Below are 14,506 nucleotides of genomic sequence, written 5' to 3' on the forward strand. Positions count from 1 at the left end.
GAATTGCATCCGCACCCCCATTCCTTGCGTAAGAGAATTAGACTTTGCCCCCGGAGGCGCCGATGCGCGTTGCAGTGATTGGAAGTGGAATTGCCGGCCTGGCTTCGGCCTGGCTTCTACGCAAACATCATCGAGTCAGCCTCTTCGAGGCCGATTCCCGTTGCGGTGGACACACCCATACCGTGGAAATCGAGCATGAGGGCATAACTGCCCCCGTCGATACCGGCTTTCTGGTCTGCAATGATTGGACCTATCCACATCTGCTGGGTCTATTTGCCGAACTGCAGGTGGAGCTGGTGGCCAGCCAGATGACGTTCAGTGTGCGCCTCTCCGATCCTGAGCTGGAATGGAGCGGCACGGATCTGAACGGCCTCTTTGCCCAGCGTCGCAATCTGCTGCGTCCGGCCTTCTACGGCATGCTGCGCGACATTCTGCGCTTCAATCGCGACGCCAAGGCGTGGCTGCGCGCGGAAGCGTCTGACATCTCCCTGGGGGAGTTTCTTGTTCGCGGACGCTATGGCGAGTGGCTGCAGGAGGCCTACCTGTTGCCCATGGCGGCGGCGATCTGGTCCTGCCCCGTGGCGCAGATGCGCGCCTACCCAGCGCGCTCCTTTTTGCGCTTCTACGAGAATCACGGGCTGCTGAATATCTTCCGTCGCCCCCAGTGGCTCACGGTAAAAGGCGGGGGGCGGGAGTATGTGCAACGGATCCTCGCGCAACTGGATGACCTGCGCAGCGGGACACCGGTGTTGCGCCTCGAACCCTTAGGTGCAGGCATTCGTGTACACAGTGCGGCCGGGGTGGAAGATTTCGACGCTGTAGTCAGTGCGGTGCACAGCGACCAGCTCCTCCCCCTCCTCGGGGAACATTGGCCCGAGCATCATGCGCCCTTGGCCGCCATCCGCTACCAACCCAACCGCGCCGTACTGCATCGCGATGCGAGCTTTCTGCCGCAGCGGCGGCAGGCCTGGTCGGCGTGGAATTTTCACCGCGAAGTTGGGAGCAGCGTCGAGCGGCCGGTGGCGGTCAGCTATCTGATCAACAAATTGCAGCCCCTGCCTTTCCGCGATCCCATCATCGTCACCCTGAATCCCGAACGGGAACCCGACCCTGCCCTCGTCTGGCGGGAGATCAATTACGCCCATCCGGTCTTCGACGGCCCTGCCGTGGCGGCCCAAGCCAGCCTGCGCGCGCTGCAAGGGGTGCAGGGTTTGTATCTGGCCGGAGCATGGCTGGGCTACGGTTTTCACGAGGACGGCATGCGCAGTGCCGTCGAGGTCGCACGCGCGCTCGGGGTACGCATCCCCTGGGAAGAGAAGGCAGCCACCCAGAGCCGCCCGGAAGCAGTGTTATGCCCCAACGCAGCATGAAGTCTGCGCTGTTGCCGGTACGGGTGATGCACCGACGACTGCAGCCCCAACGCCGTGCCTTTCGGTATCGCGGCTTCCAGCTCTGTTTTGCTCTCAGCCAGTTGCCGCAACTGCAGACGATCCTGCGCGCCACCCCCCTCGGCTTTCGTATTGGGGATCACGGAGCGCGCAATGGCTCTACTCTGGAGCCGTGGATTCGCAGCATCTTTGCCAAGTCCGAGATTTTCCCCGAGGAAATCTACCTCATCACCTATCCCCGGCTCTGGGGCTATGCCTTCAAACCCGTGAGTTTTTGGCTGGCCCTCGACGCCGACGGCGATCTGCGCGCGGTCCTCGCAGAGGTGAACAACACCTTCGGCGAGCATCACAGTTACCTGCTACGCCACCCCGACGGGGGCAAGATCCTGCCCTCGGAGTGGCTACAGAGTGAAAAGGCCTTTTATGTCTCGCCGTTTTTCACTGTCGATGGCAGCTATCGCTTTCGCTTCCGTTTCGACAGCGAGCGCGTGCAAGTCGATATTCATCATTACGACGCTGCTGGTCAGGCGCGCCTGATCACCCAACTCGCTGGTCAGCGCCGAGACCTCCATTGGACCAGCGCCTGGCTCGCCGTACTCGGCAATCCCCTGATGAGCTTCATGGTTACCGTCGGCATCCATTGGGAAGCCTTGAAGATCTGGCGCGCGGGCATTCGCCTGCAACGTAAACCCTCCCCCCTTCCGAGGAGATCAGTCTATGAGTACCCCCCGTATCGCATCCTTGCCCCTGAATACCGGCAAATACCCACGGGCAGCGTCCATGCTGCAACGCCTGCTCAGTCAGCATCTGCGCGCGGGCAGCCTGGAATTGCGTACCCCGAACGGGGAGACCTGGCACTTCGATGGCGTCGAGGATGGACCTCGTGCCCAGTGGCAGATCCATGACTGGCGGGTCATGCGCTATGTTTTGCAGGATGGCGATGTCGGCTTGGGTCGCGCCTACTTCGAAGGACTCTGGGACAGCCCTGATCCGGCGCAGCTGATCGCCCTGGCCTTGCACAATCGCCATGCCGTCGAGTCGTGGATTCAGGGGAGCTGGTGGCGACGACGTTTCTTTTGGCTCCTCGACCAATTCCGCCCCAACACCCGCCGCGGCAGCCGTCGCAATATTGCCGAGCACTACGACCTCGGCAACGATTTCTATCAGCTTTGGCTCGATCCAAGCATGAGCTACTCCAGCGCCTGCTTCGACGACAACCGGCACGAAGAACTCAGCCACGCCCAGGAACGCAAATATGCCCTGGCCTTGGAGAGCCTCGCCCTGCCGAAAGATTCGCAGATTCTCGAGATTGGTTGTGGCTGGGGTGGCTTTGCCGAATACGCGGCGCGCCAAGGCTATCGAGTGCATGGCATCACCCTGTCCCGTGAACAGCTACGTTATGCCGAGGCGCGGATCCGCAACGCTGGTCTCAGCGAACGGGTCGAGCTGGAATATTGCGACTACCGCGACGTCAAGGGTCTGTATGACGGCATCGTTTCCATCGAGATGTTCGAGGCCGTGGGTCGGGAGTGGTGGCCTACCTACTTCCGCCGCCTGAACAGCCTGCTCCGTGCCGGCGGGCGGGTGCTGCTGCAGACCATTCACATCACCGATGCCCAATACCCGCAATACTGTCGCGGCTCCGATTTCATCCGCCGTTATGTCTTCCCCGGTGGCTTCCTCCCTTCGCCGACGGCACTGCGGGAAGAGCTGCGAAAGGCTCGCCTACAGGTGCTGGGGGAGCACCAATTCGGCCAGGACTATGCCCGCACCCTGCGCGCCTGGCGGACGAAATTCGACGCCGAGACCGAGGCGCTGGCGCAACTGGGTTACGATCACACCTTTCAACGCCTTTGGCGTTTTTACCTTGCCTACTGCGAGGGCGGATTTCTGGAAGGCAGCATCGGCGTCGGTCAGTGGACCTTGGCCCATGGCTAAGCGGCTCTTCGCCATCCTCCTGCTGCTTTTCGCCCTTGCACCCCAAGCCTGGGCAGCAGCGGTAGATGTTCCCTTGCCGAGCAGTGTCTATGCGGCGGTGCCCGGACTGCACCTGCTCGGTGCCGGCAGGCTCTACTGGTTTCTGTTCCATGTCTACGACGCCGCTCTGTATGTAGATGGCAGCAGCTATGCCCCGCAGTCTGCGCCCTTCGCCCTGGCGATTCACTATCAGCGGGATTTTTCGAGCCAGGAGCTCGCCAGGACCTCATTGCGGGAAATGGATCGCCTGAGCCACCCCGATCCCTCCTTGCGCCGTCGGTTCGCCGCAGAACTCGCCCATGCCTTCCCGAGCGTCCGGCCCGGGGATGAGATTGTCGGCCTTTGCATACCCAACCAGTACACCGCCTTTTATTACAACGGCAAGCTCTATAGCAAAATCGACAATCCGCAATTCTGCCCCGCCTTCTTCGGGATTTGGCTCGACCCGCAAACCAGGGTTCCCGGTTTGCGTCGGCAACTTCTGCACCTCGGCCATGGCGACGGAGCGGCCTGAGGCGGGCATCCTGCTGCGCTATGCGCCGCTGGGCCTACCCTTGGCTTTTGCCGCCTTGCCCGTCTATCTCCTGCTGCCGCATCTCTATGCCACCCGTTTTGGGCTTTCCCTCGCCGGCATTGGTGTCTTGCTCTTGCTGGCGCGGCTTGGCGACGCCGTCATCGACCCCCTCATCGGGCGGGCCAGCGACCATTGGGCGGCACACAGCGGCAGTCGACTCGGCTTGATCTGGATGGGGCTCCCTCCGCTGATCTTGAGTTTTTATTTTCTCTTCAATCCGATTGCTAAAATCAGCGTGTGGTGGACCCTGATCCCCGCCCTTTTTGCCTTCTACCTCGCCTATAGCCTGAGCAGCCTCAACTACCAGGCCCTGGGAGCGGAGCTGTCGACGGATTATCAGGGTCGCAGCTGGTTGACGACGGCGCGGGAGGCGGGCGCGTTGCTGGGCGTGCTCCTCGCCGCCGCTCTCCCCGAGCTCTTGCAAAAGCGACTGGGGCCGGCGACGGCCTGGCCGATCTTTGCGGGGATTTTTGCAGCGCTATTGCTGCTTGCTGCCCTGCCCCTGCGTGGACGACGCTTGCGCCGCTCGGTGGCAGCTACACGGCAGGGACCCTGGTGGCGTTTCTATGAGCCACTGCAACGCCCGCACACGGCACGTCTGCTGGGGGTCTACACCCTCTCCCAAAGCGCCAATACCGTTGCCGCCACGCTGTTTTTCTTTTTTGTGGATCAGATCCTGCGCGCCCCGAGCTGGGCGCCTGCCTTTCTCTTGCTGTATTTCCTGGCGGGGGCCGCAGGTATGCCTTTCTGGCTTTGGCTCTCCCATCGCCGCGGCAAGGCCCAGGCCTGGCGCTGGGCGATGGTACTCGCCACCACCGCCTTTCTCGGCGCCGGCTTTCTTGGCCCCGATCTCCTATGGGGCTATGCCCTCGTCTGCCTAGTGAGCGGCCTGGCCCTGGGTGCCGATCAAGCCCTGCCGCCGAGCATTCTTGCCGACCATACCGACAACGACGTCGAGGCGCGCGCGGGCTCCTACTTCGGCCTCTACAACTGGGTCGGCAAGGCGGCAACGGCCCTTGGCGCCGGCCTCATCCTGCCGCTGCTGCAGCTCTTGGGCTACAGCGCCAGCGGCCAGAATCTTTGGGCATTGCTCCTCGGTTACGCTGTGGTGCCGGCGCTGCTCAAAATCTGCTCCATCTACTGGTTGCAACCCCGTCGGGTGGAGTTTTTTCCCGCTACTGTTCCCCAAGGAGTCTATCGATGAAACGTCTTGTTCTCTTCGCCCCGCTGGCTGCTGTCCTTGCCCTTTCCGGCTGTGCCACCGTGCCCCAGGACTACGCCCATACCCAGCCACATTTCTCCCTGCGCGAGTTCTTCAACGGCCCGCTGCTGGCTACTGGCATGTTCCAGAACCGCTCGGGCAAGGTGGTGAACCGCTTCACCGTGCGCATGCTCGGACATTGGCAAGGCAATCAAGGTACCCTGGACGAGTACTTCACCTACATTGCCAATGACGGCAAGATCACTCACGCCGAGCGCGTCTGGCATCTGGTGGACGATGGCAATCACCACTTCTCCGGCTATGCCGAGGGTTCCGCGGGTGACGTGAAGAAGGCTTCCGGCGATGCCTATGGTTTTGCCCTGCACTGGAGCTACAACGTCAAACAACCGGTGGGCAAGAGTTTCTATAATCTGCACGCCGACGACTGGATGTACATGATCGAGCCCAATGTCGTCATCGACCACACCGATGTCACCTGGTACGGCCTGCATGCTGGCGACATCACCCTGGAGATGCACAAACTGCCAGACACCGCCGAGAATCGCGCCGCCATGACCGCACCCCAGTGAGGCGCTCCATGCGGGCCCCCGGCGTCGTCTGGTTCAAGCGCGATCTGCGCGTTGCCGACCACCCACCCCTCGCCGAGGCTGCCACGCGCGGCCCGGTGCTCGCGTTGTATGTGATCGAGCCGGAACTCTGGCAACAACCCGATAGCTCCGGTCGGCACTGGCAGTGGCTACGCGCACGGCTGCAGTCTCTCGCCGCAGAGCTAGGGCAGTTGGGACTGCCCCTCTGCATTCTCCGCGGGGAAGTGCCGGAGATGTTGCGACAGATCCAAGAGGAAACCGGGATTGCCGCGCTTTACAGCCACGAGGAGGTGGGCAATGCCTGGACCTACGCCCGCGACCGCAGGGTTGCGGCGTGGCTGCGCAAAGAGGGGATTCCCTGGTACGAATTTCCTCAAGATGGCGTCGTCCGTCCCCTGCGCGATCGTGACCTATGGCAAACGCAACGCGATCGCTTCATGCGCGCCCCGATCCCGCCAACGCCCTCGACGATCTTCAGCGCTGGGCTGCCGAGGGGCAGCATCGACCCGGAGCAATTGCCGGAATGGCCGTCCCCGCATCTCGGTGATGGGCTGGCGTCGAAGCACCTTCCTCTCGCTACCCCGCGAAGGGCGCAGGATCTGGTCAGCGATTTCCTCGTCAACCGGCAACGTCACTATCTGCGCGGCATGTCGAGCCCGATCAGCGCGCAGCGGTATTGCTCGCGTCTGTCGCCCTACCTAGCCCTCGGAATCGTCAGTAGCCGCCAAGTGGTGCAAGCAGTCACGGCGGCACAGCGGCAGCAGCCGGGACAGCGCGGATTGCAAGGCCTGCAGGCACGGCTCGCGTGGCGCGGGCACTTCATGCAAAAACTGGAAGATGAGCCCCGCATCGAATTCGAAAACCTACAGCACGCCCTCGATGGTCTGCGCGAGGCAGAGTTCGACGCCGCGCGTTTTCATGCGTGGGCGCGGGGAGAGACGGGATTCCCGTTGGTCGATGCCTGCATGCGTTTTTTGCAGGCCACGGGCTGGATCAATTTTCGGATGCGGGCGATGCTGGTCTCTTTCAGCAGCTATGCCCTCTGGTTACACTGGCGCGAGCCGGCCCTGCACTTGGCGCGCCTCTTTCTCGATTATGAGCCGGGCATCCATTATCCGCAGGTGCAGATGCAGGCCGGCACCACCGGCATCAATGCGTTGCGCATCTACAATGTGACGAAACAGGCGCAGGAACTCGATCCGGAGGGAGAATTCATCCGCCGTTGGGTGCCGGAACTCGCGCAACTGCCGGCCCCTTGGGTACAGCAACCCTGGCTCTTGCCCGAGAGCAGCGCCAAGCGCTTAGGCGTTGTGCTCGGCGAGAATTATCCCTTCCCCATCGTCTCCCTGGCGCAAGCAACCCGCCATGCCCGCGGCCGAATCCTCGCCGCGCGACGGGAGATCACTGCGCGGCAAGAGGCACAGCAAACCCTGCAGCGCCACGGTAGCCGCAAGCGCAGTTCCCGTGCAGCCCGGGCGCCGGACGATGGACGGCAACTCGACCTGTTTTCGTGAGGCAAGATCGTGGAAATCTTCTTTACCTACCTGGTCAGCCTTCTCCTCAGCTTTGCGACCGCTGCCACCGGCGCCAGATTTCGCCCCGATGAATGGTACCAGTCCCTACGCAAGCCATCGGTGACTCCCACCCCGTGGGTCTTTCCCGTGGTTTGGACAGTGCTTTACGTTGCCATGGCGCTAGCAGCAGCGCAGATCTGGCTTGCTCCTGCCTCCCCTCTGCGCAGCCTCGCCCTCCTGCTCTACGCCCTGCAACTTCTGGCCAACGGGGCCTGGTCGTGGATCTTCTTCGGTCTGCATCGCGTGCGCACTGCCCTTCTCGACCTCAGCGCGTTGTTCCTTCTGGTTCTGCTCGATACGCTGCTGTTTTTTTCGTTGCAGACCATCGCTGGCATCCTCTTGCTTCCCTACCTGCTCTGGCTCGCCATCGCCTGGTATCTCAATGCCGGTGTTTGGTGGCTGAACCGCGCGCGCCTGGCATGAAACAACTCCGTAACATTTTTTGGGGTCTTCCTGACGCTTCGCGTATGATCACCAACACATAATGAACGATGTGGCACGTTTGGGCGATAATCACTCGGATCGCAGTTTTTCCCCGACGATGCTTACTGGGAGGGCGCGTACCCGAAAGTATCTCGCGAATCGTTCAAACCCGACAGTCTCGCTATACTTGTATTGCATTTTTAGAACGGGACCCGAAATCTGCTTGCCATCCGACTGCCCACTGAAGTGGAAGCCCGCCTGGAAGCACTGGCAAAGGCCACAGGGCGCAGCAAGACTTTCTATGCTCGCGAAGCCATCCTCGAGCACCTCGATGACCTCGAAGATTTATACCTTGCAGAGCAACGCCTGATCGATCTCCGGGAAGGCCGCAGCCGCAGCTACACGCTGGACGAAGTGGAACGCGACCTTGGCTTGGCGGATTGACTTCGATGACAAGGCTAAGAAAGACCTGGCCGGACTGGACAGGACCGTTGCCAAGCGCATAACTGCCTTTCTGCGGGAGCGCGTCGCCCCGCTCGACGACCCGCGCAGCATTGGCGAAGTCCTCAAAGGTTCCAGGCTGGGAGACTTCTGGAAGTACCGCGTTGGCGACTATCGTATCACCGCCAGTATCGAGGATGATGCGATTCGCATCCTCGTTCTGCGCATCGGCAACCGCAAGGAAGTATGCCGGAAATGACGTAGCCCCTCGGATCCCGTACCCTTTTTCTCCCATGACACGGCTCCGCGTCCGAGGGGCACCAACTGTCTGTCCTCATACACTGCAAAGCGGTCGCACGGCGCCAAAACCCGCATCGACGGCCAAAACCTGACCGGTGATCTGTTCGGCGCCGAGCAAATACAGTAGGGCGCTGGCAACTTCTTGGGGAGAGATGATCTCGCCGAGTGGATATTGCTGCTTGGCCATTTCCCTCGCCCGCTCGTTGCGCAACAGATGCGCTGCCGCCGGGCTATCCATGAGCCCCGAGCGCACCCCATTGACGTGGATCTGATCGCGCGCATGGGTGGCAGCAGCGGCCATGATCAGTGCTTCCAGTCCGCCTTTGGCCGCCGCCACTGCCTCGTGGAAGGACACGCCGATGTCGGCTACCACCGACGAGACGAACACCGCAGCGCCTCCACCGCCCCCTCGGCGCCGCGCTTTGACGAAGGCACGCAGCATAAAAAAAGCAGAGTCGAGATTGGCGGCCATACAGGCGCGGTACTGCTCCTCCGAGGTCTGTGCCAAACCCGCAAGCAGGAGCATACCGCTCAGATGCGCCAGAGCATCGGGAAGCACGCCGGCCTCGCCGAGGCGGGCGAATACCGCCTCGGCGCCGGCCATAGTGGAAACGTCCTCTTGCAACCAAAGATCTTCAGCGGGCGAGTCCGCGGGCGGCTCGCGGCGAGAAACGGCAATGACGCGCCAGCCTGCGGCACGCGCTGCGGGCATGAAAATTTGCGCCAGAGCCCCAGAAGCACCGGTGACTACAAGATTCCCTCTCATCTTCTTCCTCCTATGCGACATGCCTGCGACAAGATTCCCGGCCGATCGTGGTAAAGCGCGAGGCGCTTGGGCTTGGGCTTGAGCTAGCCAGCAGCGCGCTACCCGCAATTCCACTCTGGCACTTGCCTCCAAAGCTCCGACCCCCAACAAAAGCAATCTACCTCCACGAGACCGCCCAGGCGATAAGGCCTGTCGCGGTCTGCAACGGCGCGGTCCTCGGGTGATCTGTATACAATCCGCTGGACCAATCAGTCGCGATGACTGCAGACGCTTCTTGCTAGTCCAACAATCAACTCGCCCAAGCTAACCGGTGGGTTGAGAAATACCTTTCCAATGCCGGTTGAAAATAACAACAGAAGTGATATGTTCCGGCCATGAACTCGAACGAATTCAAGCGATGGCTCGCCAAGCGAGGGGCGACGTTCCAACCAGGAAAGGGGGCGCACCTGAAGGTGTATCTGAACGGGCGTCAGTCGGTGCTCCCCATGCATGCCGGTGAGCTAAAGACAGGTCTCGTCGAGGCAATCAAGAAACAACTTGGGTTGAAGGAGTGACACAAATGAGCGATTTCGACTTTCCCGTAGTGCTGCATCCACAGCCAGAAGGCGGTTTCGTGGTATTTTTCCCGGACATCCCTGAAGCCATCACCCAGGGTGAGGATGAAGATGAGGCGCTGTTGGTGGCAGCAGACGCGCTTGAGACCGCCCTCTCTATGTATGTAGACGAACGGAAACCACTTCCCGTTCCAAGTTCGCCCATGAAGGGTCAGAAAACCGTTAGCCCGTCTGCCTTGGAATGTGCCAAGCTCGGTCTATACCGAGCCATGTTGGAACAGGGGATTCGAAAAGCTGAACTTGCCCGTAGGTTAGGCTGGCATTTGCCTCAAGTGGACCGCTTGTTTGACCTAAACCATGCATCTCGTCTTGATCAAATCGAAGCAGCCGCACGTGCACTTGGGCGGCATATCGAGGTTCGTGTAGCTTGATGATTTTTCTATTCATTTCCCTCCTCCTATGCGATATGCCTGCGACAAGATTCCCGGCCAGTCGTGGTAGAGCGCCAGGCGCCTGGGTTTGCCGGCGGCACTCTGCCAACTGCTCCAGCTGTCCGGGGGCAAAACGTAGAGGGGATAGGGTTCTTGCCAGCGGCGACGTAGCTGCGCCGGGTCGGTATCGGCCACCGCCGCCAGTACGGCAAGGCGACGTTCCCCCGGGGCACCGACGACAATCTGCTGCAGGCTCGGATATTGGGCACGCAAACGCAGCTCTTCGCCCTCGGGCTGAATACCCCGGCCATCGGCCAATTTGAACGCGCTATCGCGCCGCCCGAGCCAGCGGTATCCGCCCTCGGGGAGAGGAGAAATGCGATCGCCGCTGTCGACGTAACCCTCGGCATCGACGATAGATTGCCAAGCATGGCCATCCCAGCGCCCCAAGGCTTGGCCGGGCGAACGATAGCGCAGGGTCTCGGCAACCTGACATTCCACTTCGGGCAGAAAGGAACCGATGCAGCCCGTAGAAAATTCCCCCCTTGCTCCGAGGCTGATACCGGGCCCGGCCTCGGTCTGGCCATAGCCAACCTGCAGCGCGCTACCGCTTAGGCGCCGGGCAAGGGCGTCATCCATTGCGGCCCCACCCACGTTGCCTCCGCGCAGGGAATAGATCTGGTCATCGTCCAAGAGCGCGGCCACCCGCGGCACCGTGAGAAGATGAGTAAACGTCTCGTGCCGCAGCTCGAGGATGGGCGCCACGCGCAACTCTGCACCGGCGATCAGCGCCGGCAAGAGTTCGAGCACACCTGCAAAGACATGGGCCCAGGGAAGGGTGTTGCGCAGCAGACTCTGGCGATCGAGTTCCATCTGCGGCGCATGTTGTCGCCACTGCCAGAGCAAAGCGGCATAGCTGAGTCCGTAGGCAGAACCCTGACCGATGCTGGCAGAGCTCCAGTAGATATTGGCGAGTTCTGCGGGATCGATGATCGTATCATCGACGGGAAACCAGTGTTCGCGCAGCGTTCCGTCCCGCCAGTCGACGAAGAGCGCGGGTCGTAGGGACTGCAGCCTGCGCGTGCGCTCCGCGGGAGACGACTCGGGCAGAGGACAAAAGACCCAATCCCCCTGCCAAGCCGCCAGCCAGTGGGCGATGTAGGCCGGACTGTTGGGTAGGGCGACGGCGATGCGCGCACGCGGCGGCAAGCTCCGGTGCCAGCGCCGTCGCAGCTGGGTTGCCCAAGCCAAGAGCGCCTGCCCCGGCCAAGCCCGGCTGATTCCCGCGGGACGCCAATCGAGACAGAAACCGCCTTCGAGACCATCGCGCAGGGCCTGCAGCAGGGCATCGCGAGCATTCACGGCGCCAATTCATCCATCTGCGCCAGCAAGCTGCGCTGGCACTGCTGTGCCCGCTGTTGCAAGGCCGGCGGGATAAGGCTTTCGAGCAAGGCGATGCGCGCATCCACCTCCTGCAACTGCCGCGCCTGCTGCGCGCTGAGAAACTGCTCTCCATCGCCCTGATGCGCGTTATTGAGTAGCTGCCACAGACAGAGCAAGCAGAGATAGAGCAGCAGATCCTGCTCCTCGCGCAGCTGCGGGGTTTGAAAGCGCTGAGCGGCGAGGGCATCGCAGGTCGCCAGCAACCAGTCGCTACTGAGCCAATCGGGGGCGCTACTCATCCCAGATCCTCGAAAAGAGGCACCACGCGATCGAGAAAAATGAAGACCAAGGGAGACTGTTCGCTGTCGTGGAGCATGTGAATATGCGCCGAAACCGGGCGGATGCGGTAGGTGAAGGTGTAGAAAAAGTGTTCATCGAGATGACCTTCAGCACGGGCGCGCAGGTAACGGCCGCGAAAGAGACGGCTGGCGGTGCAGGGTGCCACTTCGGTGAAGAAATCATGCCCGAGGACCTCCTCTCGCGGCAGACCACTCAGTCGCTCTTCGGCACTGTTGAAGAGTACGACCTTGGCGTCGTCATTGAGAGCGATCACGCCAAAGCTCCAGAGCTCGACTTGCTGGCGGTCGATGCGGGCCAGTTGGTCCCGCCATTGGATCGGGAAAAATTCTTTCACCGCCCTCCCCTTGCCTCTTCGTCTCGGCTTTGTACTATACGCGCCAATCATGGCAATATGATCCTAGTGCATGCGGAGCCCTCTTTCAATACCGTCCTATACAAAACGAGAACAGAACACGTCAATGCAAGCGGAAGAGCATCAATATCCGATCAGCGTCGTCGAGCAGGAGACGGGAATCTCCAAGGAACTCCTGCGTATGTGGGAGCGCCGTTACGATTTCCCGGTCCCCGCTCGGGATTCCAGCGGCAACCGCTTGTATAGCCGCGAGCAAATCGAACGGCTACAAAACATCAACAAGCTGCTGGCGGCAGGCTATCGGCCCGGCTTCGTCGTCGGCGCCAACGAAGCAAAGCTGCAGCGGCTTCTAGAGGAAATTCCCAGTGCCAGCAGTGCTCCAATCGCAACGACTGCTGAAAGCGAAGTCGATGCACTGTGGGGGCACCTGACGCGGCTGGACTTTCGCCACTCGGCACAACTACTGCGCCAGCACCTCGCCAATCTGGGAGTACAGACCTTTATCCTGCACATCGCCGCCCCCCTATATCAGCAGCTTGCCCAGGCCGAACTTGGCGAAGCCGTGCCCGATTTTGTGCATGCCATTGCCCAGGAGCAGCTCTTGGAGTCGATGAGTTGGGCGCGCGCCATGCTGCCGCCGGCGGGCGCCAACAACCTGCAGATCCTGCTCGCCAATCTGCCCGGAGAGGGACGCGAGCTCGAGTTGCAGATGACTCGCACCCTTCTTCTCGGCAGTGGAGCGGATGTCCTCTTCCTGGGCTATGAGCCAGCATCTGCGGAAATTCTGGCCTGCCTGCAACATTGCCCGGTGCCGGTCTTGCAGATTGCCGTTTCTGCCGCTTCCGTCAACGCCAAGAACCAACAACTTTTGCAGCAACTGCGCCGCGGCATGCCTGCGAGCACCAGCCTCTGGCTGAGCGGTAGCGGCGCCGAGGAGCTCGACCCTGATGCCGACGGCATGCCGCGTTTTCGCCGCTTACGCGACTTGTTGGAGGCGGTGCAGAGCTGGCAAAAACCACTGCGAGAATCCTGACTGATATTTGTCTAGTACATAAGCTTGACAATGTCCTCTGCGGCTACTATCTTGACTGTGTAGCGTCAGCAGAGGAGCAGTGTCATGGCAGCGCAGGATACAGTTCTCGTAGTGGGTGCCGGCCCAGCCGGTCTTTCGGCAGCCGCAACCATCGCCGGCATGGGCAAGAAAGCCGTCATTGTGGAAAAGGAAGATGTATTGGGCGGCGCCCCAATCATCTCTGGTTACTCCAAGCTCGTCCCCTCGGGCGAGTGGGCCAAGGATGCCATCGGCCGCATGGTCAGCCGCGTGGAAGGCGATGGCAACGTCAGTATTCACAAATCCACCAAGGTGACCAAGCTCGACGGTGAAGCCGGAAACTTCACGGCCACCCTGAGCAATGGCAGCAGCGTGGAGGCCGGCAGCATTGTCCTCGCAACCGGCTTTACCCATTTCGACTCCATCAACAAGCCGGAGTGGGGCTTTGGTACCTATGAGGATGTGCTCACCACGACCCAGATGGAGCAGATGGTCGGCACCGGCCAGATTCGCTGCCCCTCGGACGGGCGGGTACCGGAGCGAGTAGCCATTCTTCTCTGCGTCGGCTCCCGCGATCGGCAGATTGGCCGCGAATGGTGCTCCAAGATCTGCTGCACCGTCTCTGCCAATCTCGCCATGGAGATCAAAGAGTTGTCACCATCTACGGATGTCTTCATCTACTACATGGACATTCGGACCTTCGGGCTCTACGAAGACAAGTTCTACTGGAAGAGCCAGGAAGAGTACAAAACCAAGTTCGTCAAGGCGCGTATTGCCGAGGTGACCAAGTCTCCCGATGGCCGCCTCCTGGTGAAAGGCGAAGACACCTTGGTGAAGCGCCCCATCGTCATCCCCATGGACATGGTCGTGCATGCCATTGGCATGGATCCCAACGCCCTCAATCCCGAGATTGCCAAGACCTTTGGTATTGGTCTGGAGAAGCATGGCTTTATCGACAAGGCCGAGCAGTACACCAACAGTCAGGGCACGACACGCAAGGGCATCTACGTCTGTGGCGCGGCGACGGGTCCAGAAACCATCGACGACTCCATCGCCCAAGGGCAGTCGGCGGGCTCGCGAGCGGTGATGGATCTGTATCAACTCGCAAAAATGAGCGCGTAGG

Annotated in this window: 17 protein-coding genes and 1 pseudogene; 14 read left to right on the forward strand and 4 right to left on the reverse strand. The window is 61.2% G+C overall.

The window, feature by feature from the left end:
- The first annotated feature begins 62 nt into the window (after positions 1-62).
- From ORD17_RS02090 to ORD17_RS02135, 10 genes and pseudogenes are all read left to right on the forward strand, one after another.
- Positions 63-1,370: an FAD-dependent oxidoreductase gene (locus tag ORD17_RS02090; protein WP_308389261.1), complete on the forward strand. Its 1,308-nt coding sequence runs from the start codon at positions 63-65 to the stop codon at positions 1,368-1,370.
- A gap of 26 nt (positions 1,371-1,396) precedes the next feature.
- Positions 1,397-2,026: pseudogene (locus ORD17_RS02095) on the forward strand (DUF1365 domain-containing protein); the annotation flags it as partial.
- A gap of 79 nt (positions 2,027-2,105) precedes the next feature.
- On the forward strand, positions 2,106-3,326 hold the full coding sequence (locus ORD17_RS02100; RefSeq protein WP_308389262.1) for a cyclopropane-fatty-acyl-phospholipid synthase family protein: 1,221 nt from the start codon (positions 2,106-2,108) through the stop codon (positions 3,324-3,326).
- Complete coding sequence (locus ORD17_RS02105; protein WP_308389263.1) at positions 3,319-3,879, forward strand: chalcone isomerase family protein; 561 nt, start codon at positions 3,319-3,321, stop codon at positions 3,877-3,879. The genes ORD17_RS02100 and ORD17_RS02105 overlap by 8 nt, the downstream gene beginning before the upstream one ends.
- Positions 3,860-5,143, forward strand: a complete 1,284-nt coding sequence (locus tag ORD17_RS02110) for an MFS transporter (RefSeq protein ID WP_308389264.1) — start codon at positions 3,860-3,862, stop codon at positions 5,141-5,143. The genes ORD17_RS02105 and ORD17_RS02110 overlap by 20 nt, the downstream gene beginning before the upstream one ends.
- Positions 5,140-5,730, forward strand: a complete 591-nt coding sequence (locus ORD17_RS02115; RefSeq protein WP_308389265.1) for a DUF3833 domain-containing protein — start codon at positions 5,140-5,142, stop codon at positions 5,728-5,730. Before ORD17_RS02110 ends, ORD17_RS02115 begins: the two co-directional genes overlap by 4 nt.
- An 8-nt stretch (positions 5,731-5,738) precedes the next feature.
- Positions 5,739-7,262, forward strand: coding sequence for an FAD-binding domain-containing protein (locus ORD17_RS02120; RefSeq protein WP_308389266.1), 1,524 nt, complete (start codon positions 5,739-5,741; stop codon positions 7,260-7,262).
- 9 nt (positions 7,263-7,271) lie between these two features.
- On the forward strand, positions 7,272-7,745 hold the full coding sequence (locus ORD17_RS02125; protein ID WP_308389267.1) for a TspO/MBR family protein: 474 nt from the start codon (positions 7,272-7,274) through the stop codon (positions 7,743-7,745).
- Positions 7,746-7,991: 246 nt separating this feature from the next.
- Positions 7,992-8,189, forward strand: coding sequence for a TraY domain-containing protein (locus ORD17_RS02130; protein WP_374693382.1), 198 nt, complete (start codon positions 7,992-7,994; stop codon positions 8,187-8,189).
- Positions 8,173-8,445: a type II toxin-antitoxin system RelE/ParE family toxin gene (locus tag ORD17_RS02135; protein WP_308389268.1), complete on the forward strand. Its 273-nt coding sequence runs from the start codon at positions 8,173-8,175 to the stop codon at positions 8,443-8,445. The genes ORD17_RS02130 and ORD17_RS02135 overlap by 17 nt, the downstream gene beginning before the upstream one ends.
- Positions 8,446-8,520: 75 nt before the next feature.
- Here the strand turns inward: ORD17_RS02135 and ORD17_RS02140 are convergent, their stop codons facing one another.
- A complete protein-coding gene (locus ORD17_RS02140; protein WP_308389269.1) occupies positions 8,521-9,252 on the reverse strand; it encodes an SDR family oxidoreductase in 732 nt (243 codons plus the stop codon).
- A 374-nt stretch (positions 9,253-9,626) separates the two neighbouring features.
- Here ORD17_RS02140 and ORD17_RS13420 point away from each other — a divergent pair, with 374 nt between their 5' ends.
- Together ORD17_RS13420 and ORD17_RS02145 are read left to right on the forward strand one after the other, a co-directional pair.
- A complete protein-coding gene (locus ORD17_RS13420) occupies positions 9,627-9,806 on the forward strand; it encodes a type II toxin-antitoxin system HicA family toxin (protein WP_374693383.1) in 180 nt (59 codons plus the stop codon).
- 5 nt (positions 9,807-9,811) lie between these two features.
- A complete protein-coding gene (locus ORD17_RS02145) occupies positions 9,812-10,237 on the forward strand; it encodes a type II toxin-antitoxin system HicB family antitoxin (RefSeq protein ID WP_308389270.1) in 426 nt (141 codons plus the stop codon).
- A 12-nt stretch (positions 10,238-10,249) separates the two neighbouring features.
- Here ORD17_RS02145 and ORD17_RS02150 read toward each other — a convergent pair whose 3' ends face one another.
- The 3 genes from ORD17_RS02150 to ORD17_RS02160 are packed head-to-tail and all read right to left on the reverse strand — an operon-like array spanning position 10,250 to position 12,314.
- Entirely contained in the window at positions 10,250-11,599 is a 1,350-nt protein-coding gene (locus ORD17_RS02150; RefSeq protein ID WP_308389271.1) for an AMP-binding protein, read from the reverse strand.
- Entirely contained in the window at positions 11,596-11,919 is a 324-nt protein-coding gene (locus ORD17_RS02155; protein ID WP_308389272.1) for a hypothetical protein, read from the reverse strand. Before ORD17_RS02155 ends, ORD17_RS02150 begins: the two co-directional genes overlap by 4 nt.
- The gene (locus ORD17_RS02160) at positions 11,916-12,314 is read right to left on the reverse strand and encodes a PAS domain-containing protein (protein WP_308389273.1); all 399 of its coding nucleotides are present in this window, start codon (positions 12,312-12,314) and stop codon (positions 11,916-11,918) included. The genes ORD17_RS02155 and ORD17_RS02160 overlap by 4 nt, the downstream gene beginning before the upstream one ends.
- A 124-nt stretch (positions 12,315-12,438) precedes the next feature.
- Here ORD17_RS02160 and ORD17_RS02165 point away from each other — a divergent pair, with 124 nt between their 5' ends.
- Positions 12,439-13,365, forward strand: coding sequence for a MerR family transcriptional regulator (locus tag ORD17_RS02165; RefSeq protein ID WP_308389274.1), 927 nt, complete (start codon positions 12,439-12,441; stop codon positions 13,363-13,365).
- A gap of 84 nt (positions 13,366-13,449) precedes the next feature.
- Positions 13,450-14,505, forward strand: coding sequence for an FAD-dependent oxidoreductase (locus ORD17_RS02170; protein ID WP_308389275.1), 1,056 nt, complete (start codon positions 13,450-13,452; stop codon positions 14,503-14,505).
- The last annotated feature ends 1 nt before the right edge of the window (position 14,506 follow it).

The organism is Acidithiobacillus sp. AMEEHan (genome assembly GCF_030996345.1).
Classification (GTDB): Bacteria; Pseudomonadota; Gammaproteobacteria; order Acidithiobacillales; family Acidithiobacillaceae; genus Igneacidithiobacillus.

Excerpts from the sequence above, each read along its gene's own strand:
- ORD17_RS02110 (WP_308389264.1), top strand. The coding sequence starts at position 3,860 with ATGGCGACGGAGCGGCCTGAGGCGGGCATCCTGCTGCGCTATGCGCCG.
- ORD17_RS02165 (WP_308389274.1), top strand. The coding sequence starts at position 12,439 with ATGCAAGCGGAAGAGCATCAATATCCGATCAGCGTCGTCGAGCAGGAG.
- ORD17_RS02170 (WP_308389275.1), top strand. The coding sequence starts at position 13,450 with ATGGCAGCGCAGGATACAGTTCTCGTAGTGGGTGCCGGCCCAGCCGGT.
- ORD17_RS02090 (WP_308389261.1), top strand. The coding sequence starts at position 63 with ATGCGCGTTGCAGTGATTGGAAGTGGAATTGCCGGCCTGGCTTCGGCC.
- ORD17_RS02140 (WP_308389269.1), bottom strand. The coding sequence starts at position 9,252 with ATGAGAGGGAATCTTGTAGTCACCGGTGCTTCTGGGGCTCTGGCGCAA.
- ORD17_RS02155 (WP_308389272.1), bottom strand. The coding sequence starts at position 11,919 with ATGAGTAGCGCCCCCGATTGGCTCAGTAGCGACTGGTTGCTGGCGACC.
- ORD17_RS02105 (WP_308389263.1), top strand. The coding sequence starts at position 3,319 with ATGGCTAAGCGGCTCTTCGCCATCCTCCTGCTGCTTTTCGCCCTTGCA.
- ORD17_RS02100 (WP_308389262.1), top strand. The coding sequence starts at position 2,106 with ATGAGTACCCCCCGTATCGCATCCTTGCCCCTGAATACCGGCAAATAC.
- ORD17_RS02115 (WP_308389265.1), top strand. The coding sequence starts at position 5,140 with ATGAAACGTCTTGTTCTCTTCGCCCCGCTGGCTGCTGTCCTTGCCCTT.
- ORD17_RS02120 (WP_308389266.1), top strand. The coding sequence starts at position 5,739 with ATGCGGGCCCCCGGCGTCGTCTGGTTCAAGCGCGATCTGCGCGTTGCC.
- ORD17_RS13420 (WP_374693383.1), top strand. The coding sequence starts at position 9,627 with ATGAACTCGAACGAATTCAAGCGATGGCTCGCCAAGCGAGGGGCGACG.
- ORD17_RS02145 (WP_308389270.1), top strand. The coding sequence starts at position 9,812 with ATGAGCGATTTCGACTTTCCCGTAGTGCTGCATCCACAGCCAGAAGGC.